General features: G+C 45.4%; 25 protein-coding genes and 1 pseudogene. 9 read left to right on the top strand and 17 right to left on the bottom strand.

Features of this window, described 5'->3' with window-relative positions; genetic code table 11:
• Positions 1 to 136: 136 nt before the first annotated feature.
• The gene (locus AC0OMU_RS03690; protein ID WP_003232595.1) at positions 137 to 655 is read right to left on the bottom strand and encodes an acyl-CoA thioesterase; all 519 of its coding nucleotides are present in this window, start codon (positions 653 to 655) and stop codon (positions 137 to 139) included.
• Positions 656 to 814: 159 nt separating this feature from the next.
• On the opposite strand from AC0OMU_RS03690, the gene AC0OMU_RS03685 reads away from it, so the two are divergent.
• Positions 815 to 1675, top strand: a complete 861-nt coding sequence (locus AC0OMU_RS03685; RefSeq protein ID WP_015383464.1) for a dimethylarginine dimethylaminohydrolase family protein — start codon at positions 815 to 817, stop codon at positions 1673 to 1675.
• 89 nt (positions 1676 to 1764) lie between these two features.
• Positions 1765 to 2814, top strand: coding sequence for a 6-phosphogluconolactonase (gene pgl / locus AC0OMU_RS03680; protein ID WP_015383463.1), 1050 nt, complete (start codon positions 1765 to 1767; stop codon positions 2812 to 2814).
• Positions 2815 to 2856: 42 nt separating this feature from the next.
• Here the strand turns inward: pgl and AC0OMU_RS03675 are convergent, their stop codons facing one another.
• From AC0OMU_RS03675 to proG, 10 genes are all read right to left on the bottom strand, one after another.
• Positions 2857 to 3846: an ABC transporter ATP-binding protein gene (locus AC0OMU_RS03675; RefSeq protein ID WP_474240912.1), complete on the bottom strand. Its 990-nt coding sequence runs from the start codon at positions 3844 to 3846 to the stop codon at positions 2857 to 2859.
• Positions 3847 to 3858: 12 nt separating this feature from the next.
• Positions 3859 to 4749 carry a gamma-D-glutamyl-L-lysine dipeptidyl-peptidase gene (gene eepC, locus AC0OMU_RS03670; protein WP_015383461.1) on the bottom strand — a complete coding sequence of 297 codons (891 nt, stop codon included), beginning with the start codon at positions 4747 to 4749 and terminating at the stop codon, positions 3859 to 3861.
• Positions 4746 to 5846, bottom strand: coding sequence for an L-Ala-D/L-Glu epimerase (gene ykfB / locus AC0OMU_RS03665; RefSeq protein ID WP_474240911.1), 1101 nt, complete (start codon positions 5844 to 5846; stop codon positions 4746 to 4748). Before ykfB ends, eepC begins: the two co-directional genes overlap by 4 nt.
• Complete coding sequence (locus tag AC0OMU_RS03660) at positions 5843 to 6802, bottom strand: S66 peptidase family protein (RefSeq protein WP_181218972.1); 960 nt, start codon at positions 6800 to 6802, stop codon at positions 5843 to 5845. Before AC0OMU_RS03660 ends, ykfB begins: the two co-directional genes overlap by 4 nt.
• A gap of 87 nt (positions 6803 to 6889) precedes the next feature.
• Entirely contained in the window at positions 6890 to 8539 is a 1650-nt protein-coding gene (dppE, locus tag AC0OMU_RS03655; protein ID WP_072174130.1) for a dipeptide ABC transporter substrate-binding protein DppE, read from the bottom strand.
• Between the two features lie 2 nt (positions 8540 to 8541).
• The gene (dppD, locus tag AC0OMU_RS03650; protein WP_367147864.1) at positions 8542 to 9549 is read right to left on the bottom strand and encodes a dipeptide ABC transporter ATP-binding subunit DppD; all 1008 of its coding nucleotides are present in this window, start codon (positions 9547 to 9549) and stop codon (positions 8542 to 8544) included.
• Between the two features lie 4 nt (positions 9550 to 9553).
• Positions 9554 to 10516: a dipeptide ABC transporter permease DppC gene (gene dppC, locus AC0OMU_RS03645; RefSeq protein ID WP_181218967.1), complete on the bottom strand. Its 963-nt coding sequence runs from the start codon at positions 10514 to 10516 to the stop codon at positions 9554 to 9556.
• Between the two features lie 5 nt (positions 10517 to 10521).
• Entirely contained in the window at positions 10522 to 11448 is a 927-nt protein-coding gene (gene dppB, locus AC0OMU_RS03640) for a dipeptide ABC transporter permease DppB (protein WP_003245446.1), read from the bottom strand.
• A gap of 16 nt (positions 11449 to 11464) precedes the next feature.
• Entirely contained in the window at positions 11465 to 12289 is an 825-nt protein-coding gene (gene dppA, locus AC0OMU_RS03635) for a D-aminopeptidase DppA (protein WP_014479576.1), read from the bottom strand.
• A 128-nt stretch (positions 12290 to 12417) separates the two neighbouring features.
• Complete coding sequence (proG, locus tag AC0OMU_RS03630) at positions 12418 to 13236, bottom strand: pyrroline-5-carboxylate reductase ProG (RefSeq protein ID WP_474240910.1); 819 nt, start codon at positions 13234 to 13236, stop codon at positions 12418 to 12420.
• Between the two features lie 168 nt (positions 13237 to 13404).
• Here proG and htrA point away from each other — a divergent pair, with 168 nt between their 5' ends.
• Complete coding sequence (gene htrA, locus AC0OMU_RS03625) at positions 13405 to 14763, top strand: serine protease HtrA (protein WP_041344803.1); 1359 nt, start codon at positions 13405 to 13407, stop codon at positions 14761 to 14763.
• Positions 14764 to 15279: 516 nt separating this feature from the next.
• On the opposite strand, the gene AC0OMU_RS03620 is transcribed toward htrA, so the two are convergent.
• The 4 genes and pseudogenes from AC0OMU_RS03620 to AC0OMU_RS03605 form a co-directional block, all read right to left on the bottom strand.
• On the bottom strand, positions 15280 to 16251 hold the full coding sequence (locus AC0OMU_RS03620) for a glycosyltransferase family 2 protein (protein ID WP_322839564.1): 972 nt from the start codon (positions 16249 to 16251) through the stop codon (positions 15280 to 15282).
• A gap of 11 nt (positions 16252 to 16262) precedes the next feature.
• Positions 16263 to 18404, bottom strand: a complete 2142-nt coding sequence (locus AC0OMU_RS03615; RefSeq protein ID WP_474222005.1) for a glycosyltransferase family 39 protein — start codon at positions 18402 to 18404, stop codon at positions 16263 to 16265.
• Positions 18405 to 18411: 7 nt separating this feature from the next.
• Positions 18412 to 18519, bottom strand: a pseudogene (locus tag AC0OMU_RS03610) (hypothetical protein); the annotation flags it as partial.
• A 101-nt stretch (positions 18520 to 18620) separates the two neighbouring features.
• Positions 18621 to 19571 (bottom strand): ring-cleaving dioxygenase, encoded by a 951-nt coding sequence (locus AC0OMU_RS03605; protein ID WP_015383451.1) that lies wholly within the window; start codon positions 19569 to 19571, stop codon positions 18621 to 18623.
• A gap of 388 nt (positions 19572 to 19959) precedes the next feature.
• Here AC0OMU_RS03605 and steT point away from each other — a divergent pair, with 388 nt between their 5' ends.
• The 6 genes from steT to spoIISC all read left to right on the top strand — a co-directional run bounded on the left by steT (position 19960) and on the right by spoIISC (position 24432).
• Positions 19960 to 21276, top strand: a complete 1317-nt coding sequence (gene steT / locus AC0OMU_RS03600; RefSeq protein WP_015383450.1) for a serine/threonine exchanger — start codon at positions 19960 to 19962, stop codon at positions 21274 to 21276.
• A gap of 275 nt (positions 21277 to 21551) precedes the next feature.
• Positions 21552 to 22169, top strand: a complete 618-nt coding sequence (locus AC0OMU_RS03595; RefSeq protein ID WP_003218470.1) for a DUF47 domain-containing protein — start codon at positions 21552 to 21554, stop codon at positions 22167 to 22169.
• A 12-nt stretch (positions 22170 to 22181) separates the two neighbouring features.
• Positions 22182 to 23183, top strand: a complete 1002-nt coding sequence (locus AC0OMU_RS03590; protein WP_003232642.1) for an inorganic phosphate transporter — start codon at positions 22182 to 22184, stop codon at positions 23181 to 23183.
• A 109-nt stretch (positions 23184 to 23292) separates the two neighbouring features.
• Positions 23293 to 24039: a toxin-antitoxin-antitoxin system toxin SpoIISA gene (gene spoIISA / locus AC0OMU_RS03585; protein WP_474240909.1), complete on the top strand. Its 747-nt coding sequence runs from the start codon at positions 23293 to 23295 to the stop codon at positions 24037 to 24039.
• Complete coding sequence (gene spoIISB, locus AC0OMU_RS03580; RefSeq protein ID WP_003232646.1) at positions 24039 to 24209, top strand: three component toxin-antitoxin-antitoxin system antitoxin SpoIISB; 171 nt, start codon at positions 24039 to 24041, stop codon at positions 24207 to 24209. The genes spoIISA and spoIISB overlap by 1 nt, the downstream gene beginning before the upstream one ends.
• A gap of 85 nt (positions 24210 to 24294) precedes the next feature.
• Positions 24295 to 24432 (top strand): three component toxin-antitoxin-antitoxin system antitoxin SpoIISC, encoded by a 138-nt coding sequence (gene spoIISC / locus AC0OMU_RS03575; protein ID WP_003232648.1) that lies wholly within the window; start codon positions 24295 to 24297, stop codon positions 24430 to 24432.
• Positions 24433 to 24468: 36 nt separating this feature from the next.
• On the opposite strand, the gene AC0OMU_RS03570 is transcribed toward spoIISC, so the two are convergent.
• Together AC0OMU_RS03570 and AC0OMU_RS03565 are read right to left on the bottom strand one after the other, a co-directional pair.
• Positions 24469 to 25362 carry an N-acetylmuramoyl-L-alanine amidase gene (locus tag AC0OMU_RS03570; protein ID WP_063335100.1) on the bottom strand — a complete coding sequence of 298 codons (894 nt, stop codon included), beginning with the start codon at positions 25360 to 25362 and terminating at the stop codon, positions 24469 to 24471.
• Positions 25363 to 25374: 12 nt separating this feature from the next.
• Complete coding sequence (locus tag AC0OMU_RS03565; RefSeq protein WP_088325695.1) at positions 25375 to 25638, bottom strand: phage holin; 264 nt, start codon at positions 25636 to 25638, stop codon at positions 25375 to 25377.
• Positions 25639 to 25641: the final 3 nt, after the last annotated feature.

Here is a 25641-nt window from a genome sequence, read left to right as displayed (position 1 = left end):
CACAAAATTATCAATTTAACATGACATTTGTTGCTTTTTTATAGAATCCCCTAGCAAAAACGGACTAACCATTGTAATAATCACCATTGAAAAGCACAAAAAAAACCCAAAACAACTTATGTTTTGGGTTTAACGTTCACCAAGGCTTATCAGTTCCGAGCGCATTTGCAAGCGCCTGGCTGTGTTTCTTGCGGTTCTTACGTTCATTAGCACGCTGTACAGCTGTATTATGCAGCATGATTTCTTCTTCTGTTTCCGGTACAACCCTCGGTACAGGCACCGGCTTGCCATTTGAATCTAATGCGACAAATGTCAAAAAGGATGTGGCAGCGAGTTCCCGTTCGCCAGTCATCAAATGCTCCTTAATAACTTTCACAAATACTTCCATGGAAGATGTGCCGACCCATGTCACATATGACTCTAGGCAGACAGAATCCTTTTGCCCGATCGGCTTTAAAAAATCTACAGAATCCATTGAAGCTGTTACCGTTTCACGTCTGCAATGGCGCGCCGCTGAAATAGAGGCAATGTCGTCTATGTAGCTCATTAATTTTCCGCCAAACAGCGTATTATGGTTGTTCGTGTCAAGCGGGAACACCCTGCTGGTTTTCACAACCTTTGACTCTTTACAAAATCTTGTTTCCGGTGTTTCCATACCTTTCTCCCCTTTGATGTCTGATCTTTTAGCTAAATGCACTTATATTCTCCTATTAAACAATATTCTCTTCCATTTGTCTAAAATTTAAAATGGTTTAATGATTTTCATGATGAGGGAATAATAAATGTATTCTTCACACTTTAGGAGGAAAAACAAATGGACGTATCCATCCCGAAATCTCAGCACAAAACGGTATGCCGAACGGAATACGGCACACTTCAGAAAGTGATCTTATGCAAACCTGAGCACATGACCATAAAAGATGTTATAAACGAAACACAAAAACATTTTGAAGATGACAATATTCATGTAAAAACCGCCAACGACCAGCACAGCCGCTTAGTGGAGGCACTTAGGTCACATAACGTTGAGGTCGTCCTTTTGCCCGTTCGCGACGGACTCCCGGAACAGGTTTTTACTAGGGACATAGGATTTGTCATCGGAGAGAAAGCCTTCCTGTCGAGCATGACTGAACCGATTCGCCAAGGAGAAGAAGCCGTTATAAAAGATTTTTTTCACAGCCAAGGTATCTCTTACACCCGTATGCTTGATACGAGTATTGAAGGCGGAGACGTCATTATCGATGATGACATTGTCTATGTCGGAATCAGCCAGCGCACCGACATTTCAGCTATCGGCCAGCTGGAAGAGGCACTTTCTGAATATACGATCGTTCCAGTGAAGCTTCATGAAAAATTTTTGCATTTGGACTGCGTATTTAACATTGTATCTGAAAGCGAAGCGTTAATTTATCCACAGGCCATTGAGCCAACGGCAGCCGATATGCTGGCGAAACGTTATGATCTTATTGAGGTGCCCGAGGACGAACAATTTACGCTTGGCACCAACGTCCTTTCAATCGGAAAAAAAACGATCATCAGTCTCCCTGGCAACCGCCATGTCAATCAACAGCTATCGAAAAGAGGCTATCACATTATCGAAATTGACCTGTCAGAAATTATTAAATCAGGCGGCTCCTTCAGGTGCTGCACAATGCCGCTGATTCGAGGCGATTGAAGAAACTTCCCCTTTTTCATGTTTTGAACAGCTTATTTTATCAAGATACGTTAATATAGAGGTGACATCATTTTTAAGGGGGAAATCGCATGACAAAATACATAGGATATGTGGGAACATATACAAAAGGCGGAAGCGAAGGAATTTATTCATTTGAGCTTGATACTGAGAAAAAAGCACTCAGCGAGCCAAAGCTGGCCGCTAAGCTGGGCAACCCGACATATGTGGCGCCGAATAAAAACAACACCATCCTTTATTCCATCGAAAAAGCAGACGGCCAAGGCGGAGTTGCTGCCTATCAAATCGATAAAAACAGCGGCGAATTGACATTTCTGAATCATCAGTTAATTGATGGCCCTTCGCCATGCCACGTAAGCGTTGATGATCAAAATCAATTCGTCCTGACTGCCAATTATCACAGCGGGAAGGTACACGTTTTTCCGGTTCAGGAAGACGGCAGCTTGCAATCACCTGTTTCAGAGGCCGCTCACACAGGAAAAGGGCCGCACGAAAGACAAGAAAAACCGCATACACACTACGCGGGGTTCACACCTGAACACAATTATGTGGTAGCGGTTGATTTAGGTATAGATAAGCTCTACACCTATAAGCTGAAAGACGGCGTATTGACTGAATCCGGAAGCCATTCCTTCGCCCCCGGTGCAGGACCTCGCCATATCGCTTTTCATCCGAAAGAAAAATACGCTTATGTCATGACAGAATTAAGCAATGAAGTGATTGCGCTTGAATACAACCCGACAGCCGGCGAATTTAGAGAAATCCAAGTCGTTTCTGCCATCCCTGATGATTTTACAGATAACAGCCAGGGAAGCGCAATTCATGTCACAGAGGACGGACGTTTTGTTTATGTCGCAAACCGCGGCCATGACAGTATCGCCGTATTTGAAGTGAATCAATATTCAGGAGAGCTGGCTTTCGTAGAAAGAGTGTCGACTGAAGGCAACTGGCCTCGTGACTTTGTATTTGACCCAACGGAAGGGTTCCTCGTTGCTTCAAATGAAGAAACAGGCAACCTCGTCTTGTTTGAAAGAGACAAAGAAACCGGCCGATTGACACTCCTCCCATCAACGGTTTCTGTCCCTTACCCGGTTTGTGTAAAGTTTTTACATCAACTATAAACAAATGGAGTGGCTCTAGTAAAAAGGAGCCACTCTTTTTATTTATCTCACTTTTTCCTTCGTTTCAGCATTTCGATACAAATGGCAAGCGACAAAACGGCCGGGTTCGATTTCTTGAAGCTGGGGACGAGATTCCCCACATTCAGGCATCGCCTCCGGACAGCGGGTTCGAAACACGCAGCCGCTTGGCGGATTGACCGGGCTCGGCAGCTCTCCTTTCAAGAGAATACGCTCACGCTTGTCCTCCAATTCAGGATCTGGAATCGGAATCGAGGACAAAAGCGCCTTTGTATAGGGATGGAGCGGTTCACGATACAAGGTGCCGCTCTCTGTAATTTCCATCATGTGTCCTAAGTACATAACACCGATCCTGTCACTGATATGCTTCACCATCGAAAGATCATGGGCAATGAATAAAAACGTAAGCCCTTTCTCTTTTTGAAGCCGCTTCAGCAGGTTGACCACCTGTGCCTGGACTGAGACATCAAGAGCAGAAATCGGTTCGTCCGCCACGATAAATTCAGGATTCAGCGACAGTGCTCTCGCAATCCCGATTCTTTGCCTTTGCCCGCCGCTGAATTCATGCGGATAACGGCTGCCAAAATCGGGATGAAGCCCAACTGCCTCAAGCAGCTCGTCTACGACGAGAAGCCGCGCTTTATGGGTATTGTAGAGATTGTGAATCTCCATCGGCTCCAAAATAATTTCTCGAACGGTCATGCGCGGGTTCAATGAAGCATAAGGGTCCTGAAAAATCATCTGCAGTTTGCGGTTGAAGGCAAACTGCTCTTTTTCACTCAGTGCATGAAGATTTGTGCCGCGGGATGTCACGCTTCCTTCTGTCGGCTGATAAAGGCGCATCAGCACTCTCCCCAAGGTTGATTTCCCGCACCCTGATTCCCCGACTAGCCCGAACGTTTCTCCTTCATGAATCTGAAAGGTGATCCCGTCGACGGCTTTGACTGTCCGCTTTTTCCCTGCGTCAAAATGCATTTTCAGCTGGCTGACCTCTAACAAAGGCAGTCGCCTCATTTGTCTCCCTCCTTATTCTGAAAAACAGCGGCGCACCGCACATAATTCTTTTTCATAGATTGTCTCTTTTAATGTGAGGATTTCGATTGACTTCCCTGTCTTTGGAGAATGCAGCATTTTCCCGCCGCCAACGGAGAGACCGACGTGATGAATCGCTCCTTTTCCTTCCTCATAAGCAAAAAACAGCAGATCACCAGCCTTCATATCATCAAGCAGGACATCCTCCCCCGCCTTAGCCTGATCTCCCGCATCACGGGGGATGCTGTATCCATTCGCCTTAAATATACTGTACATAAAACCGGAGCAATCAAACCCAAACCCGCTGATTCCTCCCCATAGGTAGGGAAGTCCGAGAAAAAAAGCTCCCGTTTGAATGATGTCTTCAGCAGTCCCTTTCTGTTCGCTGACAGGCACTGCATCACTTTGCTTCACAAACCTTTCTCCCAAAACAGTCGAAACCTTAAAATATCCGTTTTCTTTTGCAATGAAGGGGAGAACCGTCAAAAAGCTTAATTCGATCTCCTTTTCCCCATTGCTTCTGTACAAAAAGGCAGCAGGTTTGCTGATCATCACATCGTGTTGTGTATGGATGGGCTTTGTTTTTTCCAGCTGGTTCTTTTTCATCCAGCCTGGGTATCCGCGTGGATCCTTTCGGGATGGCTGGCTAGGCACGATCACAGAAACCCATTCCCCCTGTTCCGCTGTCACAAGTACCTTTTCGCCAAAGAGAACCTGAGTTTGGATTACATTGTCTGTACATAATCTAAGCCGTTCATCATACGTCATGCGCTTCAGCCAGTCTCTGATCATTACAGTCGGTTGAAGCATGAATTGATCAGACGGACGCGGTGAATCAGGCGCTGTCCAGATGTTGGCCACTGCTGATATGACAGTGTGCATCATTGCTCTTTTTCCCCTTTCAAAAGCGCAGCCCCGGTGATTCCGAGACCCGGTTTGCCAGGCATCGAAATCGTGCTGCCGCTATATGTTATGCCGCCTTTGAATACATCTGTTTTCAGCATCAGCGGCGCGTCAAAATCAAAGCGTGTGATGTTTCTCTTGCTTGCCGCAAAATGCGCCGCGGCCGTAATGCCCAGCTTCGTTTCGATCATGCTGCCGACCATACACTCCACCCCGCAGGCCTCCGCCATGGCATTAATTTTCTCTGCTCCGCTGATGCCGCCCGCTTTCATCAATTTAATATTGATCAAGTCTGCGCTCCGGGTTTGCAGAACTTCGAACGCCTGGCGCGGTGTAAAAACACTTTCATCAGCCATAATCGGCGTATCTGTTGCATCTGTCACCTTTTTAAGCCCAGCGAGATCATCTTTATGGACAGGCTGCTCGACAAGCTCAATGCCTAGACCCGCATCCTCCATTTTCCGAATGGCAGTTACCGCTTCCTTCGGCCTCCACCCCTGATTAGCGTCTAAACGCAGTTTCACAGCTGATCCGACACGTTTTCTGATTTCCTGGATACGGGCGATATCAGTCGCAATATCATCTTTTCCGACCTTTATTTTCAGCGTTTGAAAGCCTTGTTTGAGATAATTCTCGGCATCAGCTGCCATCTCTTCAGGTGAGTTGACACTGACGGTATAATCTGTTTCCAGCGTATCTCGATATCCGCCAAGCATTTGATAAAGCGGCAGCCCGCACATCTGCGCCCAGCCGTCGTATAGCGCCATTTCTACAGCAGCCTTCGCGCTCATATTTCCTGTAAGAAGATGCTGGATGTCGTGCAGAATGGCCTCACAGCCCGCCAGGCTTTTTCCAAGCAATGCCGGCTTCAACACATTGTGGATGGCACTTTCAATGCTATCCATGCTGTCACCTGTAATCACGACCGTCGGCGGCGCTTCTCCCCATCCGACTGCACCGCTGTCATAAGTAATCCTTACTATGACTGATTCAGCCGTATACACAGTGCGAAGTGCGGTTTTAAACGGCTTTGTCAGCGGAACGGCGATTCGGCTTGTTTCGATTCGAATGATTTTCATGTCTTCAGCGCCCCTTCTGAAACGCCCGCCTCTATTACGACTGTTTTTTCTGCTGTATTCATAGCAGCTTTCGCACCGATCGGAACGGCAATACTTGGCGAGCAGTGGCCGATTTTAAATCCTCTCAGAGCAGGCCTGCCCGCAGAAATAATATAGTCTTCCAGCACCTGCTCAAGTGAGAGAGACTTCTCTCGCTTCACCGGGACACAATTGTGAAAATCACAAACTAGAATTCCCGCCGCGTCCGTCAGCTTCCCCGCCATTTTCAGCTGATTCAGCATCCGGTCGATTTGATAAGGCTCCTCATCAATATCTTCAATAAACAGAAGCTTTCCTCTCGTATCAATTTCAAATCGCGTGCCCAGTGTAGACGTCAGCAAAGACAGATTCCCCCCGACAAGCTCGCCTTCCGCTTTGCCGGGAACAAGCGCGGTCAGCGGAGAAAGCTCTTCTGTATAGGTGAATTCCGTCTCCTGGAAGAGCTGCTTATATGACGCTTTTGTCAGCGGGTGAACGTCGTCAAGGCCAATATCCGAGCTGAGCATCGGGCCATGGAAGGTGACAAGACCTGTGTTTTGATGAATGGCAGTATGTAAAAACGTAATATCGCTGTATCCCCAAAAAATTTTAGGGTGTTTGCGGATCAAGCTGAAATCAATGCCGGCGGCGATACGTCCTGTCCCAAAACCCCCGCATGCGCACAACACCGCTTTTACCTCCTCGTCTCTGAACATCTCATGGAGATCCGCCAGCCGCTCATCATCCTGTCCCGCTAAATAGCCGTGCTGATTTTTCAGCGCCTTGCCCAACTTCACCTGAAGACCGAGCTCTTCTAAAAATAAAAGCGCGGTGTCAAGCTTTTTTGGATCCGGCGGACTTGCGGGCGCGATCACTCCGACTGTATCACCCTTTTTCAGCGCTTTCGGCTTGTAATTCAACGAAAACACTCCTTTCATTTGCTCTGCACCCTACGTATACGTGCAAGAAAGAGAAAAAATACCGCTCCTTCGCATAAAGAAGCAGTATTTCCTCAATCACCGCCATCAGTTTTTATCTGCCCATTTTAAATCGATATAGCCGACAGGGTGACGGACAATTCCCTTTACTTGTTCATTTTGCAGGTGAACCTGATTATAAAAATAAACCGGAATGATCGGCGCTTCATTGATGAGCAGCTCTTCAGCTTGATGCATAAGAGAGAACCGTGTTTTTTCATCGGCTTCATTTTTCGCCTGTTTGATCAGCTGATCGTATTCTTTATTGGCCCAGCCTGTGCGGTTCATCGAATTTCCCGTTTGAAAGGCTTCCAGAAAACTGATAGGGTCCGCGTAATCAGGCAAAAATGAGCTTTGAGAGAATTGGAACTTCAGCGCTTTTTGATCCTCCAAAAATACGTTCCATTCCATATTGGCCAACTTCACATCGACTCCGAGGCTATTTTTCAATTTTTGCTGGATAGCTTCGGCAATCTTTTTATGCTCCGGCTTTGTGCTGTAAGTAAGCGTGATCGCAGGAAGCTTATTATAGTTTTCTTCCTTCATGCCCTTTTCGAGCAGCTGCTTCGCTTTGCTTTCGTTAGGCTTGATCAGGTCTCCGCCTGCTTCACGGAAATCTTTGCCGTCAGGCTGCGTAAACCCAGGCGATACAAAGGCACGCGCCGGTTTTTCATTATTTTTCGTGACGTACTTTACAATTTCCTCTTGATCCACAGCCATCGCAAAGGCTTTTCTGATGTTTTCATTTTGAAACGGCTCCATGTTGACATTAAATCGATAGAAATAGAGACCCGCCTGGTCAACAATATTGACGTTATCCTGATCAAGCAGCTGATCACTCAGCTCAGCAGGGACATAAGCGGTATCAAGTTCCCCTGATTGAAACATCTGGTAATCTGTATTTCTGTCACTGACCATCGCCCATTTCACCTTATCAAGCTTCACTGTATCTTTATCCCAATACGTGTCGCTTTTCTCCATTGTGATGCTGTCATCATGCTTCCATTCCGTCAGCTTAAACGGGCCGTTTCCGACAAATGTATCCGCCTCAGCAAACCACTTCGGATTGTCTTTATCGACCTTTTCATTTACCGGAAAATACGCAGGATTGGACACAACGCTCAGGAAATATTTTTGCGGTGCTTCCAGTGTAACTTCAAGGGTTCGATCATCCTTTGCCGTCACCTTCACATCGTCTTTTTTCCCTTTCCCGCTGTTATATGCTTCGCCGCCTTCAATAAAATAACCTAGGAATGCCGATGAAGCGCCTTTTTTCGGATCAAGCATCCGCTTCCACGCGTATTCGAAGTCTCCGGCTGTTACAGGATCTCCGTTTGTCCATTTCGCATTTTCCCGAATCGTAAATGTGTAGGTTTTATTATCTTTCGAAACAGACCACTTCTCCGCCATTGCCGGCTCGGGCTCATGATCTTTGCCAAGACGCGTCAGCCCCTCCATGATGTTATTTAACGGCTGCCATGACACATTATTAAAGCCGATCGGCGGATCGAATGAAGTCGGTTCATTTTCATTATTTACATACAGCACCTTTTCTCCACTGGTTTTTGCCTTATCATGACTGCCTTCTTTTCCGGCCTGTTCATTTGCTGTGCACCCCATCAGTGCAAACGAAAGTCCTAATGCAAGACCCATGCCCCATAGCTTTTTCACTCGTTTCATCCTCTTCCCCCTTTTCATGTTCAATCCTTCGCATCTCCTGACAGCACCGCATGCTCTGCTCGTTGATCCTGCAGCCAGCAGTTGACGGTGTGCGAGTCAGATCTGATCGTCTGGCCCGGGTACACCCTGTCACACACAACCATCCTGTTCGGACAGCGGGCGGCAAACGGGCAGCCCGGCGGAGGCGAAAATAAATCCGGCGGTGTTCCGTCGATCGGGATCAGCTCCGCGCCATCTAAATCTAGCCGCGGGACAGAACCTAGCAGTCCTTTTGTATAAGGGTGCTGCGGCTGATAAAAAATATCTTTTCTCGTGCCGATTTCCGCCATTTTCCCGGCATACATGACTGCGACTCTGTCAGCTACCTGGGCAACGACCCCTAAATCATGTGTAATCAGGATGACAGACACATTCGTTTTTCTCTGAATCTCTTTAAACAGCTCTAAAATCTGTGCCTGAATGGTTACATCCAGGGCGGTGGTCGGTTCATCCGCAATTAAGATGTCAGGCTCGCAAATCAGCGCCATTGCAATGACAATCCGCTGTCTCATGCCGCCGCTGAATTGGTGGGGATATTGCTTTAGGCGCTCTTCGGGATCTGGAATACCAACCAATGACAGCATGGAAAGCACCTCTTTCCGTGCCGCTTTTTTGCTCATTTTTTTGTGGCGCAATAGCGCTTCCCCCAGCTGGTCGCCGACAGTCAGCGTAGGGTTTAACGCCGTCATCGGGTCTTGAAAAATCATAGAAATGTCGGCTCCCCTTATACTTCTCATTTCTTTGTCAGAGAGACGGCAAAGGTCTTTGTTTTTAAATAGAATGCTTCCTTCTGTCACCTTCGCCGAATAAGGCGGAAGCAGGCCCATGATGCTTTGGGAGGTAACGCTTTTGCCGCAGCCGGATTCGCCAACGATCGCAAAGGTTTCTCCTTTATACAAATCAAAGCTCACCCCTCTGACCGCCTGAACCGTCCCGCCGTAAGTCGTAAAAGACACGTGCAGATTTTTGACTGACAGAACTTTTTCCATACAGCTACCTCCTCAGCTTAGGGTCAAGCGCATCCTGCAATCCGTCCCCCAGCACATTAAACGCGTACATCGTCAGAGATATGAAAAAGGCCGGAAAAAACAGGCGCCACCAATGCCCAGACAAAATCGTAGGCAGGCCGTCATTCGCCATCACGCCCCAACTTGCAAACGGAGCCTGTATGCCGAGGCCGAGAAAGCTTAGAAATGATTCTGCGAATATAGCGGCAGGTACGGTTAATGTCATTTGTACGATGATGGCTCCCATAGTATTCGGCAGCAAATTCTTCCGGATGATGCGAAAGGTTTTCGCGCCAAAGGTTTTCGAGGCGAGTACATATTCATAATTTTTAATCTGAAGCACTTGGCCTCTTACAATTCTCGCCATGCCGACCCATCCGGTCACAGTTAGTGCCACAATAATCGTGCCCAGTCCCGGTCCCATGAGCACCATCAGCAAAATGACAACAAGCAGGTACGGCAGTCCGTACAGCACTTCGATAATCCGCATCATAATGCTGTCAATCCTGCCGCCTTTATAGCCGGCAACGCCTCCGTAAATGACACCGATCAAAAAATCAATCAGTGCTGCCATCACGCCGACAAACAACGAAATTCTCGCGCCATACCATGTTCGGGTAAACACATCCCGGCCGAGTTCATCGGTGCCGAACCAATGATCGGCTGAGGGCGGAAGATTTTGTTCTGTCAGCGATTGGCGTACGACACTATGGGGCGATAAAAAGGGCCCGATAACTGCCATGACAAAAAGAAATAAAAGAATAAAGAGTCCGGCCATCGCTAATTTATTTTTCTTCAGCCTCCTCCAGGCATCCTGCGTGTATGACAAACTCGGCCGCTTGACCGAATCGGCTTCCCGATTTTTTTCCTGATTCGAGACAAACCACTCATCAGGCACCTGATTGTGCTGTTCTAGCTGGCGTTCATCCGTTTGTACAGGGAGATTCACACGCCTCACCCTTTCTTATGCAGTTTAATGCGCGGGTCTAAGAGACCGTAGGCCAAATCGACCAAAAACAGCATGATAATCAGAATGACGCTGTAAAAAACGGTCGTTCCCATAATCACGGGATAGTCCCGCTGATTAATGCTTTCAACAAAATATTTTCCCATTCCCGGAATGGCAAAGATTTTTTCAATGACAAAACTTCCTGTTAAGATGCTGGCGACGAGTGTGCCCAGGACGGTAATGACGGGCATGAGTGCATTTCTGAGTGCGTGTTTTACAATAATTTTGAACGGAGAAAGCCCTTTTGCTTTTGCTGTGCGGATATAATCCTGTGTCAGAACTTCGACCATGCTCGACCGTGTCAGCCTGGCAATGATCGCCATTGGCCCTACAGCAAGCGCTGCGGTCGGAAGCACCATATGAATCGGGCTCGTCCATGTGGCAGCAGGAAATAGTTTGAGATTGACAGCAAATTGCTGAATGAGCAATGTTGCCAGAATAAAATTCGGGATGGAGATGCCGAGTACTGCAAGACTCATCGCGGCGTAGTCCAAAAAGCCATTGCGACGGAGTGCAGCGATTACGCCCAGCACCAGCCCAGAAATCACAGCAATGACAATCGCTGTCATCCCAAGCTCAAAGGAAACGGGAAATCCGCGTTCCAGCATATCATTTACACTGTCCGACGGTTTTTTAATTGAAGGTCCGAAATCGAATGTAATGATGGATTTTAAGTAGAAAATGTATTGGAAAATGAGAGGATCGTCTAAGTGATAGTAGGCTTCGAGATTTTTTTGAACGGCTTCATTTGTGCCTCTCTCCTCGTTAAAAGGAGATCCGGGAATGACCTTCATGAGAACAAAAGTCAGGGTGGTAATCACCAAAATCGTAGCTGCCATTGCCCAAAAACGCTTTATCATGTATCGCGCCAAAGCCTAAAACACCCCTTTAGCAGAATGATGTCCGCATCGCAAGCTCAGTCATGACAAGCATCGCCTGATAGGCTTCAAGCATGTCCTTCGCCTGAAATTGAACGGTTGTAGTTCCCGTCTTGATTTCCGTTCCCGGCATCAGATTCGCCCATTCTGCTTGGCCATAATTGGCGAATTCAATGCTCAGAACCGGCCTGTCAGGCGGTGTGAGCGGCTTGACTTTGTCCTTGTTTTGCAGGGCAAACGCGGTTTTTTCTGTCAACAGCCGTCCGGCTTTCGCAGGGGACAAGCACTTCACTGCGGATCTTGAAATGGTTTGTTTGACTGCGGCTGTCGTCACGTTCGGGATAAGCTCTTCTGCTTCCTTCGCCGCCCGGTCATCCCCGGCAACCATTAATACCGGGACATCATAATAACCGGCAACGTATGCATTTAATCCAAGCTCACCGACAGGCCGATCGTTTATGTAAAAATGACGGACGCCGAAAATCATGCTGTGTGACATGACACCGGGAGTCGAGGCTCTCGCATGATAACCGAGAAACAAAGCGCCTGTAAACGTATCATCCAGTCCCTCCACCATTGAAAATGGTTTGACGTCACCAGAAATCAAGTCTGCTTCAGGGTGAAGCTTTTCAACCATCAGATTATTCATCTTCGAATGACTGTCATTGACCAGCACCTCGGTACACCCGCTGTTAAATGCTTCAGCAATACAGTAGTTGGCTTCTTCAGTCATGATAAGCCGTCCGCGTTCATAATTCCGCTTGCCGGAATCCACAAAGGTATCGTCCGGAAGACCCGAAATACCTTCCATATCTACTGACATGTACAATTTCATAACGCTCCTCCTTTTTTACTAAATTATGAATATTCTAACAGATTATATTAAAAAAAGAGGAAAAATGCAATATAACTGGGGAAAATCTCAACCACTCAGTGATAAAAAAAGAATCCTTTTTCAAGGATTCATGTCTGTTTACCAACCAGTTCTGTAAGCAGTTCATATTTTTTCAGGGTTCTTTCAAACACCTCATCAAAAACGTCCGGCACAGAGGCACGTATCACCTCAGCTCCCTCTCCCGTTATTCCGCCTTTGGTTGCGACACGTTCCAGCGTCTCCTCGAAAGACATATTTTTTTCGATCAGCAGCTTGCCAGTTCCGTATAGCGAATGAATCAGAAAATCAAAGGCTTCTTCTTTGGACAGGCTGCTGTTTCTGACGGCAGACAGTGCCAGCTCTTCAAAGATTGCCGCTATGAATCCCGGTGCCGAGCTCGTTAAATTGCTGGCCGCATCTAAATTCGATTCTTTGATTTCTCGTACACGGCTGAAAACCGATAACAATTCATTCAGATGCTCTTTCTTCTCCGCAGCCAGTGCTTCACTGTGAACGACAAGTGAGATGCCAGCTTCTGCTTCGGACGTAATGGCAGGAATAACACGTGAGATACCCGCTTCTGTTTCTGCCTCCAAAAGACGCAGCGGCACACCGGCAGCTATGGATACGATGTGAGTATTTCTGTTCACATACGGGTGCAGACGGCGCATTGTTTCGATGACATGGAGCGGCGGGACGCATATCAAAATCAATTGGCACTTATTTGCCCAATTCTCCAACGGATCAGCCGATACGTTTGGATAATCTGACATGAGTGCCCGCAGCCGCTCCCCCTTCGTTCTCGTCTCAATAAATAGCTCATTCTCTTTTATTTGTTCATGTTTCAACAGCTGTCTGGCGATCATATCCGCCATGCTGCCATATCCAATCAATCCAATCTGTTCCATCGACTCAGTCCTTTCATATACAATATGAAGTGTACCGTTTTCCGCACTTTTTCACAATTTCCCATAATCTTTTCATTTTTATCCCACAGTTTTTGTTTATGATAAACTCAAGTCATAAACCTATCAATATAAATAAACATGTGAAAATAGAGAAACGGAGTGAACATGATGGATAACTATCGTGATGAAAACAGAACGAAAGGTAATGAGAATGAGGTCTTTTTAACGAAAGAGAACGATCAGAGCGCCTCCTACTCGGCCCGCAATGTCATTCATGATCAGGAGAAGAAAAAACGAGGATTCGGATGGTTCAGACCGTTGCTTGGCGGAGTGATCGGCGGCAGTCTTGCCCTTGGCATCTATACGTTTACACCGCTTGGCGACCATGATTCTCAGGACACTGCAAAACAATCATCCAGCCAGCAGCAAACGCAATCTGTTACAGCAACAAGCACCTCCTCTGAATCTAAAAAAAGCTCATCAAGCTCAAGCAGCTCATCTGCATTCAAGAGCGAGGACTCTTCTAAAATCTCAGATATGGTAGAAGACCTTTCACCAGCGATTGTCGGTATTACAAATCTTCAGGCACAATCAAACAGCTCTTTGTTCGGCTCTAGTTCTTCTGATTCCAGCGAAGATACAGAAAGCGGTTCAGGGTCAGGTGTCATTTTCAAAAAAGAGAATGGCAAGGCTTATATCATTACAAATAACCACGTCGTAGAAGGGGCATCATCACTGAAGGTATCTTTATATGACGGCACTGAGGTTACTGCAAAGCTGGTAGGCAGTGACTCGTTAACTGATTTAGCCGTCCTCCAAATCAGTGATGACCACGTCACAAAAGTGGCAAACTTCGGTGATTCATCTGATCTCAGAACAGGCGAGACCGTTATTGCGATTGGGGATCCGCTTGGAAAAGATCTGTCCCGCACAGTAACACAAGGAATTGTAAGCGGCGTGGACAGAACGGTTTCAATGTCTACATCAGCCGGCGAAACGAGCATTAACGTCATTCAGACTGACGCAGCAATTAACCCCGGTAACAGCGGCGGTCCTTTGTTAAATACAGACGGCAAAATTGTCGGCATTAACAGTATGAAAATCAGTGAGGATGATGTTGAGGGTATCGGATTTGCCATTCCAAGCAATGACGTAAAACCGATTGCTGAAGAACTGCTGTCAAAAGGTCAAATTGAACGTCCATATATCGGTGTCAGCATGCTTGATCTAGAACAAGTGCCGCAAAATTACCAAGAAGGCACACTCGGCCTGTTCGGCAGCCAGCTGAATAAAGGTGTTTACATCCGTGAAGTCGCTTCAGGCTCTCCTGCTGAAAAGGCCGGATTAAAAGCAGAGGATATTATCATCGGCCTAAAAGGTAAAGAAATTGATACAGGCAGTGAATTGCGCAATATCTTATATAAAGACGCAAAGATCGGTGATACCGTTGAAGTGAAAATTCTCAGAAACGGCAAAGAAATGACGAAAAAAATTAAACTGGATCAAAAAGAAGAGAAAACTTCGTAAGACATAACGCCTCAGGCCGCAAAAGCGGTCTGAGGCTTTTTATTAGATAAAAGACCTAATTGCTCTATGAAACTTTCAGACGAGATATCCGTATATCATACAGATTGACATCATTCTCATCAGATGCTAGAAACATCGTTTACCAGGAGGCATGAACATGAAAACCGTTGGACTGAGTATGATCTGCCCAGGATTGGCTTTTCTTTTGCTGAGCTTTCTTCTCTCTGAATCGACGTTGACGTGGGGAATTGTATTGGGTACCAGTATTCTATTAAACATAACTGGTACGGCTCTAATCTGCGTTTCTTACAAGCCCCCCAATATAACAGCTGATATGCAGCAAAGCCGATGACGAAATCTTTAAGTTTTGCTGTTTTTATTTCAGCATGACTGAACCGCATTACAAGCTCACAATCTCTTCTTTACCCAATCTCCATATATCTATCAGCATCTTTTGCTTTAGATCGTGCTCAGAGCATAAAAACCCCCTGTCCGTTACGGACAGGGGGTTTGAGGTTATGACATATGCTGGTCTCTATAGAGTCTTTTATTTTCAATTCCATACGATTTTTGGACGATGTAAAGCGGCCTGTCTTTGGCTTCATCGTAGATTCTGCCGATATATTCGCCGATCACGCCCAAAATCAGAAGGACAATGCCGCTGAACAGGAGTTGGATCACAATAAGTGATGACCAGCCGGTAATCGTGCTGTCTGTGAATAGCTTCAGATACAGCACGATAAACATATACAGAAATCCAGCACCTGACATTAAAATCCCCGCATAGCTTGCCAGCTTCAGCGGTTTATGTGAAAATGTCGTGATGCCGTCCATTGACAGCTTCAACATTTTCTTGAGCGGGTACTTTGTTTCTCCGGCGAGCCTTTCATCACGTACATACTCGACCGCTGTCTGTTTAAAGCCCACCCAGCTGACTAGCCCTCTTACAAATGGATTTTTTTCTTTTAATCTCTTCATTTCATCACAGACTTTTCTGTCCATGAGGCGAAAATCCCCCGTATCAACCGGGATATCAATATCTGTCATACCGCTGAGAAGCCGGTAAAACATAGCCGCGGTTTGTTTTTTGAAAAAGGTTTCCCCTTTTCGTTTAGTCCGCACGGCGTACACGACCTCATAGCCTTCCTTCCACTTTTCAATCATATCTAAAATCAGTTCAGGAGGATCCTGCAAATCGGCGTCAATGACGACGATTGCATTCCCCTGTGCATAATCCATACCCGCCGTAATGGCGATCTGGTGTCCAAAATTCCTTGAAAAATCAATAATTTTCACTCTCGGATCGATCAGGCTGCGCTCTCTTAAAATCTCAATACTGCGGTCTTTGCTGCCATCATTGACAAAAAGCAGCTCGTAGTTTTCCTTCGTTTGATCCATGACCTCTTTTAAGCGCTGATAGGTTTCATGAATGACAAGCTCTTCGTTATACACAGGTACAACAATTGAATATTGAATATGTCTGCTCATGTTTTTGCCTCCTATTCATCAGCATGTAATTCGTATAATGTTGCTGACTGATTCATTCCGCCAGGTCCGCCCATTTTGCCTTTTTCACCTGAAGCCTTGCTGCTTGATGTATCAGCTGAATCAGTATTTTCTGTTTTTTGATCAGAACTTGATTGCCATTTTTCTGATGTTACTTCTTTTCCATTTTTCTCAACCCATTCAACAATGTCATTGTTTCCGCCTCTTCCCATTCCAGAAGCCAAGAAGTATTTCACTTTTCCTTCTTTTACAAGCTTTTTGAATTGAGTCAGCGTGATAGCCGGGTCAGAACCGCTGAATCCGCCAATAGCCATGACAGCTTTTTTCGTTTTAATAATATATGGCGCCGCTGTGTTCGAATCGGTTGTGGCGAATAAGTATTCAGCTCCGGAGTTATTCTTTTCCAGATATTTGATCAGTTTTTCATTTACAGCGGCATCAGACATTCCCATGCCTTTTCCGCTCATTGATGCGAGCTGAGGGCCTGTTTCAGGCTGTGAGCTGTTGCCTCCGTACAGAAGCGGTGTACTTGCCCAATAAATCGGCATCACCAGCAATGCGAGGAGAGCTGCAAGTGAAACATAATAACTGAACGGTTTTTGGCGCTGTTTAAACAGCAGCAAAGCAATCGCTGACAACACGCCGATAACACCTACACCGATGCTCCAGCCTGCACCGATTTGATCGTTGTAGTTTCTGAGAATAAACAATTCAAATCCAGTTGTCGCAATAATTGATCCCGGCAAAAGCCATGCTTTCCAGCCTGTCTGATTGCGATACAGATGAACAAGGGCAACCCATCCCGCACCGACAAGAGCCGCAATCGGCGGTGCCAGCATGATGAGATAATAATGATGGAAAAATTCTGCGACACTGAAGAATCCGGCAATCGGTACAAGCCACGCAACCCAGAACACCGTTTCCTTCTGCTCTATAGATAATCTTCTTCTTTCTCTCGCGCCAGCGATCAGTAAGCCCAAGATTCCAAATATTGCAAATGGCAGAAGCCAGCTGATTTGATCAGATAACTCTTGTTGGAAAAGCCGCAGTGGACCAGGTGTTCCCGTTCCAAACATCCCTGAACCCGATTGCATTTTCGAACCGGTTCCTGTACCGCCTTTCCCGCCGGGTCCGCCTCGGCCGCCATCTCCGCCGCTTGGAGGGCCTTCTTGACCGCCGCTTGGCATTTGGCCATTGGATGGAGGCGCCGCCATATTGCCATTTGAAGATTTGTCATCATTTGATGAGCTGCTGCTTGATGACTGATTAGGCGGTGCTTGAGTGTTATCAGAAGAAGACATTTCTTTTGAAGCGTCTTTGTTTGGTGCACCCTGGCCGCCGCCGGAATTTTGGCCTGTCAGCCGCTGAATCCCGTTATATCCGAAAGCCAATTCCAAAACAGAGTTGGTCTGGCTGCTTCCGATATAAGGCCGCTTGCTTGCAGGGATATTGTCGACAATGAGCGGCCACGATAACGAAACAGCTGCTAATACAGCTAACGCACTTACCAGCGAAATGATTTTTTTCTTCATCGCGGCATTTGCCGCAATCAAATAGAACAATAGGAAGGCCGGTAAAATCATGTAAGCCTGAAGCATTTTTGTATTGAAACCTACTCCAACAACGAAAAACGCCGCTAACAGCCAGATCATTTTTCCTTTTCTGATCGCTTTAAAGAGAAGCCATGTAGCCAGCAATAAGAAAAATACAAGTAATGCATCAACATTGTTTGTACGTGCCACAGCTACAGCTATCGGCGTACATGCCATAACAAATGAGGCAATGCGCGCCGCCGTTTTTCCGAATGTCGGTTTTATCAGCAAGTACATCAGAAGGACTGAACCTATACCCGCCAATGCCTGAGGCAGAATGACGCTCCACCCGTGCATACCGAATATCAGTGCGCTGATCGTTTGGATTTGGTATGTAACAGGCGGTTTATCCACTGTTATAAAGCCGGCAGCATCGAACGAAGCATAAAAGAAATTATGAAAGCTTTGCATCATACTTGTGACTGCAGCGGTGTAATAAGGATTCACCGTATCATCATTCCAGATGTTATAGATATTTAAGAATGCAGATGCGAGCAAAATGAGGATGAGGAAAATATCCAGCTCGCGTTTTTTCTTTTCCACTTATTTTTCACTCCTTTTTGTCTAACTTTGAAATAGTGTAACAAGCAAATATGAATAAACTATTAATAAACAAAGACAATATTTTTGCCGAGGTCATTTCATGCCAATCATCCATTTCCCTTAACCGGAATCCGATACTTCCTTCCCATTGAGCGATGCTGCTTCAGCAAAATAAAAAAGCCTTCCGGCATACCGGAAGGCAAACGAATTACAATTTTATTGGATCGGTTTCAATTTTTCTTCAATTTCAGCTCTTCGATGCTCAAGATACGGCGGAAGAGCGATCGTTTGGCCAAGCTCATCAAGATTTTCATCTACCATAAAGCCCGGTCCGTCCGTTGATAACTCGAACAAAATGCCGTTCGGTTCTCTGAAATACAGCGCCTTGAAATAGTAGCGCTCCACAATGCCGGAATTGCTAAAGCCTTCCCGGCTGATGATCCGGTGCCACCCGGCAAGTTCTTCTTCATCTCTTACCCGAAATGCGACGTGGTGAACACTTCCTTTGCCTTGACGCTCGCGCGGAAGATCGTTTCTTTCTATTAAATGGATTTCCGTTGCAGCACCGCCTTCTCCTGATTCCAGAATAACGGCAGTTCCTTGCCCTTCGACTGGTTCACGGCTGATTTCTGTAAATCCAAGAATATTCGTCAATACGTGTAAGGTTGGTTCAGCATATGGCACAGTCAGTTCAACCGGCCCTAACCCGCGAAACGAAAATTCTTCCGGAATGCCGCTCTGCTTAACAGGCAGACCATATCCTTTTCCTTCCTCATCAGCAGTCAGCACAAGTCGCTGCCCTTCATGATCTTGAAATGCCAATATGTCACGTCCGGCTCTTTTGGAGATGCCGCTGTGCGTTACTTGCTGCTCTTCAAAACGTTCTTTCCAGTAATGCAGGGCTTCTGTGCTTGGAACGCGCAATCCAATAGAAGAAATACTGTTTGTTCCCGCATGAAACGGTGCAATGCGGGGAATCTCGAAAAACGTCAGCTCAGTTCCCGGGTTTGCCACTTCATCTCCGTAGAATAGATGGTACATTGTCGGTTCATCCTGATTGACGGATTTTTTGACGAGCTTTAATCCTAATACTTTCTTATAGAAATCCAAGTTTTTTTGTGCATCGGCCGTTAATGCCGATACGTGGTGAATGCCGTTAACTTTCATATGCTGTCCCTCCAGGTTATTTTATCTCGATTTCGAGATATTATATCATAGTTGTATATTTATTGTTCTAATAACAAAGTATTTTATTCGCATGAGAAAGTCAACATATCAGCTTCACCGAAGGTTCGTTCATTCTTTGAATTCTCACCTCCCCTCCGTATCGGCTAAAATCCCAATACATAAAACACGAACTTTACAAATAAAAATCATGAAGTTTATTCGTTTATAGATTGTTAAAACAGGTATTTCCACAGTTTTATCTGCTGTACACAAAGCAAATTTCGAAAATCAGAAAATTTATTTTATTTCACTTTTCTAAAATAGGGTTTACAATATGAAAAAATAGATTCTTCAACATGAAGCTTCAACATCATAGGAGGTTAAGGACATGCATACTGAAGACAACGGTTTAAAAAAAGAGATAGGCCTCTTGTTTGCCCTTACTCTTGTCATCGGAACCATTATCGGTTCTGGTGTTTTTATGAAGCCCGGCGCTGTGCTTGCTTATTCAGGTGATTCAAAAACGGCGCTTTTCGCCTGGCTGTTAGGCGGTATTTTAACACTGGCGGGCGGTTTGACAATCGCGGAAATCGGAACGCAGATTCCAAAAACCGGCGGTCTTTATACGTACCTTGAAGAAGTGTACGGCGAGTTTTGGGGATTTTTGTGCGGCTGGGTGCAGATTATCATTTACGGCCCGGCGATTATTGGCGCGCTTGGTTTATATTTTGGATCTTTAATGGCGAATCTTTTCGGCTGGGGATCTGGACTATCAAAAGTCATTGGAATTATAGCAGTTCTCTTTTTATGCGTCATTAATATTATCGGTACAAAATACGGCGGTTTTGTCCAAACGCTGACAACGATTGGAAAACTGATTCCGATTGCCTGCATCATCATCTTTGGCCTTTGGAAAGGCGATCAGCACATCTTCACAGCAGTAAACGAAAGCATTTCCGATATGAACTTCGGGGCGGCTATTTTAGCTACATTGTTTGCTTATGACGGTTGGATTCTCCTTGCCGCTCTCGGCGGAGAAATGAAAAATCCCGAAAAGCTGCTGCCACGCGCTATGACGGGCGGATTATTAATTGTAACGGCGATCTATATTTTCATTAATTTTGCATTGCTTCACATCCTGTCAGCGAACGAAATTGTCACGCTTGGTGAAAATGCGACAAGCACCGCTGCAACCATGCTGTTCGGTTCAATTGGCGGAAAGCTGATCAGTGTCGGGATTATCGTCAGCATCTTTGGGTGCTTAAATGGAAAGGTGCTTTCTTTCCCGCGTGTTTCATTTGCAATGGCGGAACGCAAACAGCTTCCATTTGCTGAAAAACTGTCACATGTACACCCGTCGTTCCGTACACCATGGATTGCGATTTCTTTTCAAATTGCTTTGGCTTTGATTATGATGCTGATCAGCAACCCTGATAAGCTCTCAGAAATCTCTATTTTCATGATCTACATTTTTTATGTGATGGCCTTTTTTGCAGTGTTTATTCTCCGCAAGCGAGCAAAGGGAGAAAAGCGCGCCTACAGTGTTCCGCTTTATCCATTTATGCCAATTCTGGCAATCGCGGGCTCCTTCTTTGTGTTAGGCAACACACTCATTACAGATACAATGAGCTGCGGATTATCCATTCTCATCGGCCTTGCCGGACTGCCTGTTTATTACGGGATGAAAAAACGAAAAGCAAGCTGATAAAACGGTTCCCTTGTTTAGGGAACCGTTTTTTGGTGAAACAGAAGATAAAAGTTGACAGGAAAAACACAACTTTTGATATACTTTTTACGTTAAGCAGAAAGTTTTTGCAAACTTGGGTCGTTTTTTTAAAGCGAAGTAGGTCAAAATAAGGAGACACGATTTATCAAAAAAGTCAAGATACGTTTTTTTCGACTTTACCTGTTTTTTTTCGACAAAAGGCTATATAATAATTTGATGTGTGCATTGTTCATTCAAACTATGGAGGGTTTTTAATGATAAGAAGAAAAAAAGATAAGTTCTCACTCCTTTTAACAGAAATTGCAAAGAACATAGACGAAACTGCAGAATATTTTGTGAATTTTAAGGTCACTAACCAAACGACGCTTAAAGAATTTGCAGATACGTTAAAGGAATATGAAACAAAAGGTGACAATCATGTTCATGTCATGATTAAAGAGCTTAACAAAGCGTTCATCACTCCTATTGAGCGCGAAGATATCCTTCAGCTGACAAACAGCTTGGATGATGTGCTTGACGGAATCGAACATTTCTCTGCCATGATGGAGATTTTCTCAATTACTTCATCAGACGAGCATATCGATAAATTCAGCGGATACATCAGAGAATGTGCGAAAGAGATTTTGATTACGATCGAGCTGCTGGCAGAAAATCGCTTAAAGGATATTCAGCCTCACGCAATCAAAATTAAAGAGTATGAGCACAGCTGTGACAACTTGCACAGAAAATCATTAAAGAATCTTTTCGGAAATGAAACAGACCCAATCAAAGTCATTCAATATCGTGAAATTTACGAAACGCTTGAAGAAATCGCCGACTCTTGTCAAAGTGTTGCCAATAATCTTGAAACCATCATTATGAAAAACGCGTAACGAGGGGTAAAAATGGATATTCTATTAATATTAACGATACTAATAGTCATTTGTGCTCTGGCGTTTGATTTCATCAACGGGTTTCATGATACGGCAAACGCAATTGCGACTTCAGTATCAACAAAAGCGTTGAAACCGCGCCATGCCATTATATTGGCGGCTGTGATGAACTTTGTCGGAGCAATGACGTTTACAGGTGTTGCCAAAACCATTACGAAAGACATCGTAGATCCTTATACGCTGGAAAATGGCTCTGTTGTCATTTTGGCTGCGCTACTCGCTGCAATTGCCTGGAACCTTATCACATGGTACTACGGTATCCCAAGCAGCTCATCCCATGCCATCATCGGCGCTATTGCCGGTGCAGCCATTGCGGCAGCCGGATTTGCAGCGTTAAACTATAAGGGCTTCATTAAAATCATTGAAGCACTGATCCTATCACCAATTATTGCCTTTGTCCTTGGTTTTATTCTTTATAGCATCGTTAAGCTGATTTTCAAAGACAGCAACTTGGCGAAAACGAATAAGCAATTCCGCAGAGTGCAGATTGTAACAGCTGCCCTGCAATCGTATACACACGGAACAAACGATGCGCAAAAAGCAATGGGAATTATCACAATGGCTCTCATCACAGCGAATTTACATACTTCTGCTAATGATATTCCTACCTGGGTGCAATTCGCCTGCGCGACAGCCATGGGTCTCGGAACATCAATCGGCGGCTGGAAAATCATCAAAACCGTTGGCGGAAAGATCATGAAAATCCGTCCGGTAAACGGTGTTTCCGCTGACTTAACCGGAGCAGCCATTATTTTCGGTGCCACGTTTATTCATTTGCCGGTCAGTACAACCCACGTCATTTCTTCATCAATTCTTGGCGTCGGTGCGTCACACCGGGTAAAAGGCGTAAACTGGGGTACGGCCAAGCGAATGCTCATTACATGGGTCATCACGCTTCCGATTTCAGCTACGCTTGGTGCCATCGCCTACTTTATTTTAAATATGATATTTTAATGTCACACCGCTTCTGTCAAAGGAGCGGTTTTTTTGATGGAACAGGAAAACCATCCGGATCTCTCGAATACAATAAGCAGAACCTATTTCAGATGTGAGGGATTCGAATATGGTTTTATTCTTTCAGATCATGGTCTGGTGCATCGTGGCCGGACTGGGGTTATACGTATATGCCACGTGGCGTTTCGAAGCGAAGGTCAAAGAAAAAATGTCCGCCATCCGGAAAACTTGGTATTTGCTGTTTGTTCTGGGTGCTATGGTATACTGGACATATGAGCCCACTTCCCTATTTACCAACTGGGAACGGTATCTCATTGTCGCAGTCAGTTTTGCTTTGATTGATGCTTTTATCTTCTTAAGTGCATACGTCAAAAAACTGGCCGGCAGCGAGCTTGAAACAGACACAAGAGAAATTCTTGAAGAAAACAACGAAATGCTCCACATGTATCTCAATCGGCTGAAAACATACCAATACCTATTGAAAAACGAACCGATCCATGTTTATTATGGAAGTATAGATGCTTATGCTGAAGGTATTGATAAGCTGCTGAAAACCTATGCTGATAAAATGAACTTAACGGCTTCTCTTTGCCACTATTCGACACAGGCTGATAAAGACCGGTTAACCGAGCATATGGATGATCCGGCAGATGTACAAACACGGCTCGATCGAAAGGACGTTTATTACGACCAATACGGAAAAGTGGTTCTCATCCCTTTTACCATCGAGACACAGAACTATGTCATCAAGCTGACGTCTGACAGCATTGTCACGGAATTTGATTATTTGCTATTTACGTCATTAACGAGCATATATGATTTGGTGCTGCCAATTGAGGAGGAAGGTGAAGGATAATGGAACGTGCGTTTCAAAACAGATGCGAGCCCAGAGCGGCGAAGCCGTTTAAAATCCTGAAAAAACGTTCAACCACCAGTGTCGCAAGCTATCAAGTCAGTCCGCATACAGCAAGAATCTTCAAAGAAAACGAACGGCTGATTGACGAGTATAAACGAAAAAAAGCATGATCACACTAAAAGGACAAGGGAAAACAGCTCTTGTCCTTATTCCTTTTCTTAAAGGGTTACATATAATAAATACAAACAGAGGATAATGTCAGGTGATACAGTGAAAAAATTGGTGAGGCGTGTGAAGTTTGTTGATTACGGAAGGTTTGGGCTTTCCGGGTACTCGCTTCGGGTGAGGGAGCGCAGTGCTGGAATTATTAAAAAGTTGAAGAAGAAAAAATAAATCCCGGAGCAGCTCCGGGATTTTTATGGTCTTTGATCAGCTTAATTGCGCTGCGATCTTCGCTTTCGTCGGAGGCCCGTAGATACCGTCAGCAGTTAGACCGTTAACAGACTGAAAACGGGCAACTGCGTCAGCTGTTTTCGGTCCGTAAACGCCGTCAATTCCGTTGTTAACAGCGCCTTTATCAGGGTAAAAATACAGAGCTGCAAGTGCTCGTTGCACCTGAAAGACGTGTTCTCCTGAGGTATATGGTGTTGTCAATTGAATGATACCATCTGGGAGCGGATACAACTCGGGTTCTTCAGCGGACGATGGAGCACTTACAATTAATACTTGACCAACGTGAATAAGATTCGGGTCTTCGATATTGTTCCACTCTTGCAGCTGAGCAACCGTAACACCAAATGCTCTCGCTATCGATGTAAGTGTGTCGCCCTGTTTCACGACGTAAGTTTGGCTGCCGCCTCCCCCAATTCCTGCTTTGAACGAATCCCACGTATCTAACAATTTTCGCGGACATTCCTTCCCTGACCAATACTTATGAGGGACGACATTGGCGAGACTGATATTATGTTCAGCCATTAATGTTTTGATGAGCCACTGGGCATTTGCTGTTGCTTTTGCAAAATCGCCATCGGCATTTTCGCAAATTTCAATTCCGATAGAAGCCCGGTTGCCGCTGCCATTTCCGTCTCCCGCATGCCAGCCGTTTTCATTTAAAGGCAGATGCTGATAAATTTCTGTATCATCAACTGTAAAATGCCAGCTTGTCGTCGTATCAGGATTTTTCAAATAGCGGGCATGCGCTGCAGCATCTGCTCCTACTGCGGTATTCGCTGTATTGTGCACCGTAATGTAAAGCGGCGTCATTGCGTAGCCTGGACGGTTATTTGCGCCAACCGGAATAAAGTCTTGAATAATGTTTACCATTTTCATCTCTCCTTATTTCGTCAGATTATTGTCCCTTAACAAGTCGCGCTGTTTTTTCCCTTTTTCTGTTACATAGTTGTTTTTAAACCAAGCGGCAAGTGTCGTTCCAATTGTAAAGGTAATGGAACCGGCTGAATAAAGAGCGTCAGCGAGCTGATTGACCTGCTCCTCCTGAATGTCCAATGGTGATTTGCCGAGCATCAGCATGGTCTGGTTGATTAAAGCAATTAAAAGAAGCACCGTCCTGATGACCGTGCCCTTGTCAAACGTGTTCATGAA

The sequence above is a fragment of the Bacillus sp. FAU18 genome (assembly GCF_056033885.1).
Note: the sequence above shows the minus strand (reverse complement) of the source record. Positions and strands in the feature narration are given on the sequence as shown.

Coding starts and splice junctions, on each gene's coding strand:
- AC0OMU_RS03690 (WP_003232595.1), bottom strand. CDS start 655: ATGGAAACACCGGAAACAAGATTTTGTAAAGAGTCAAAGGTTGTGAAA.
- AC0OMU_RS03685 (WP_015383464.1), top strand. CDS start 815: ATGGACGTATCCATCCCGAAATCTCAGCACAAAACGGTATGCCGAACG.
- pgl (WP_015383463.1), top strand. CDS start 1,765: ATGACAAAATACATAGGATATGTGGGAACATATACAAAAGGCGGAAGC.
- AC0OMU_RS03675 (WP_474240912.1), bottom strand. CDS start 3,846: ATGAGGCGACTGCCTTTGTTAGAGGTCAGCCAGCTGAAAATGCATTTT.
- eepC (WP_015383461.1), bottom strand. CDS start 4,749: ATGATGCACACTGTCATATCAGCAGTGGCCAACATCTGGACAGCGCCT.
- ykfB (WP_474240911.1), bottom strand. CDS start 5,846: ATGAAAATCATTCGAATCGAAACAAGCCGAATCGCCGTTCCGCTGACA.
- AC0OMU_RS03660 (WP_181218972.1), bottom strand. CDS start 6,802: ATGAAAGGAGTGTTTTCGTTGAATTACAAGCCGAAAGCGCTGAAAAAG.
- dppE (WP_072174130.1), bottom strand. CDS start 8,539: ATGAAAAGGGGGAAGAGGATGAAACGAGTGAAAAAGCTATGGGGCATG.
- dppD (WP_367147864.1), bottom strand. CDS start 9,549: ATGGAAAAAGTTCTGTCAGTCAAAAATCTGCACGTGTCTTTTACGACT.
- dppA (WP_014479576.1), bottom strand. CDS start 12,289: ATGAAATTGTACATGTCAGTAGATATGGAAGGTATTTCGGGTCTTCCG.
- proG (WP_474240910.1), bottom strand. CDS start 13,236: ATGGAACAGATTGGATTGATTGGATATGGCAGCATGGCGGATATGATC.
- htrA (WP_041344803.1), top strand. CDS start 13,405: ATGGATAACTATCGTGATGAAAACAGAACGAAAGGTAATGAGAATGAG.
- AC0OMU_RS03620 (WP_322839564.1), bottom strand. CDS start 16,251: ATGAGCAGACATATTCAATATTCAATTGTTGTACCTGTGTATAACGAA.
- AC0OMU_RS03605 (WP_015383451.1), bottom strand. CDS start 19,571: ATGAAAGTTAACGGCATTCACCACGTATCGGCATTAACGGCCGATGCA.
- steT (WP_015383450.1), top strand. CDS start 19,960: ATGCATACTGAAGACAACGGTTTAAAAAAAGAGATAGGCCTCTTGTTT.
- AC0OMU_RS03595 (WP_003218470.1), top strand. CDS start 21,552: ATGATAAGAAGAAAAAAAGATAAGTTCTCACTCCTTTTAACAGAAATT.
- AC0OMU_RS03590 (WP_003232642.1), top strand. CDS start 22,182: ATGGATATTCTATTAATATTAACGATACTAATAGTCATTTGTGCTCTG.
- spoIISA (WP_474240909.1), top strand. CDS start 23,293: ATGGTTTTATTCTTTCAGATCATGGTCTGGTGCATCGTGGCCGGACTG.
- spoIISB (WP_003232646.1), top strand. CDS start 24,039: ATGGAACGTGCGTTTCAAAACAGATGCGAGCCCAGAGCGGCGAAGCCG.
- spoIISC (WP_003232648.1), top strand. CDS start 24,295: ATGTCAGGTGATACAGTGAAAAAATTGGTGAGGCGTGTGAAGTTTGTT.
- AC0OMU_RS03570 (WP_063335100.1), bottom strand. CDS start 25,362: ATGGTAAACATTATTCAAGACTTTATTCCGGTTGGCGCAAATAACCGT.
- AC0OMU_RS03565 (WP_088325695.1), bottom strand. CDS start 25,638: ATGAACACGTTTGACAAGGGCACGGTCATCAGGACGGTGCTTCTTTTA.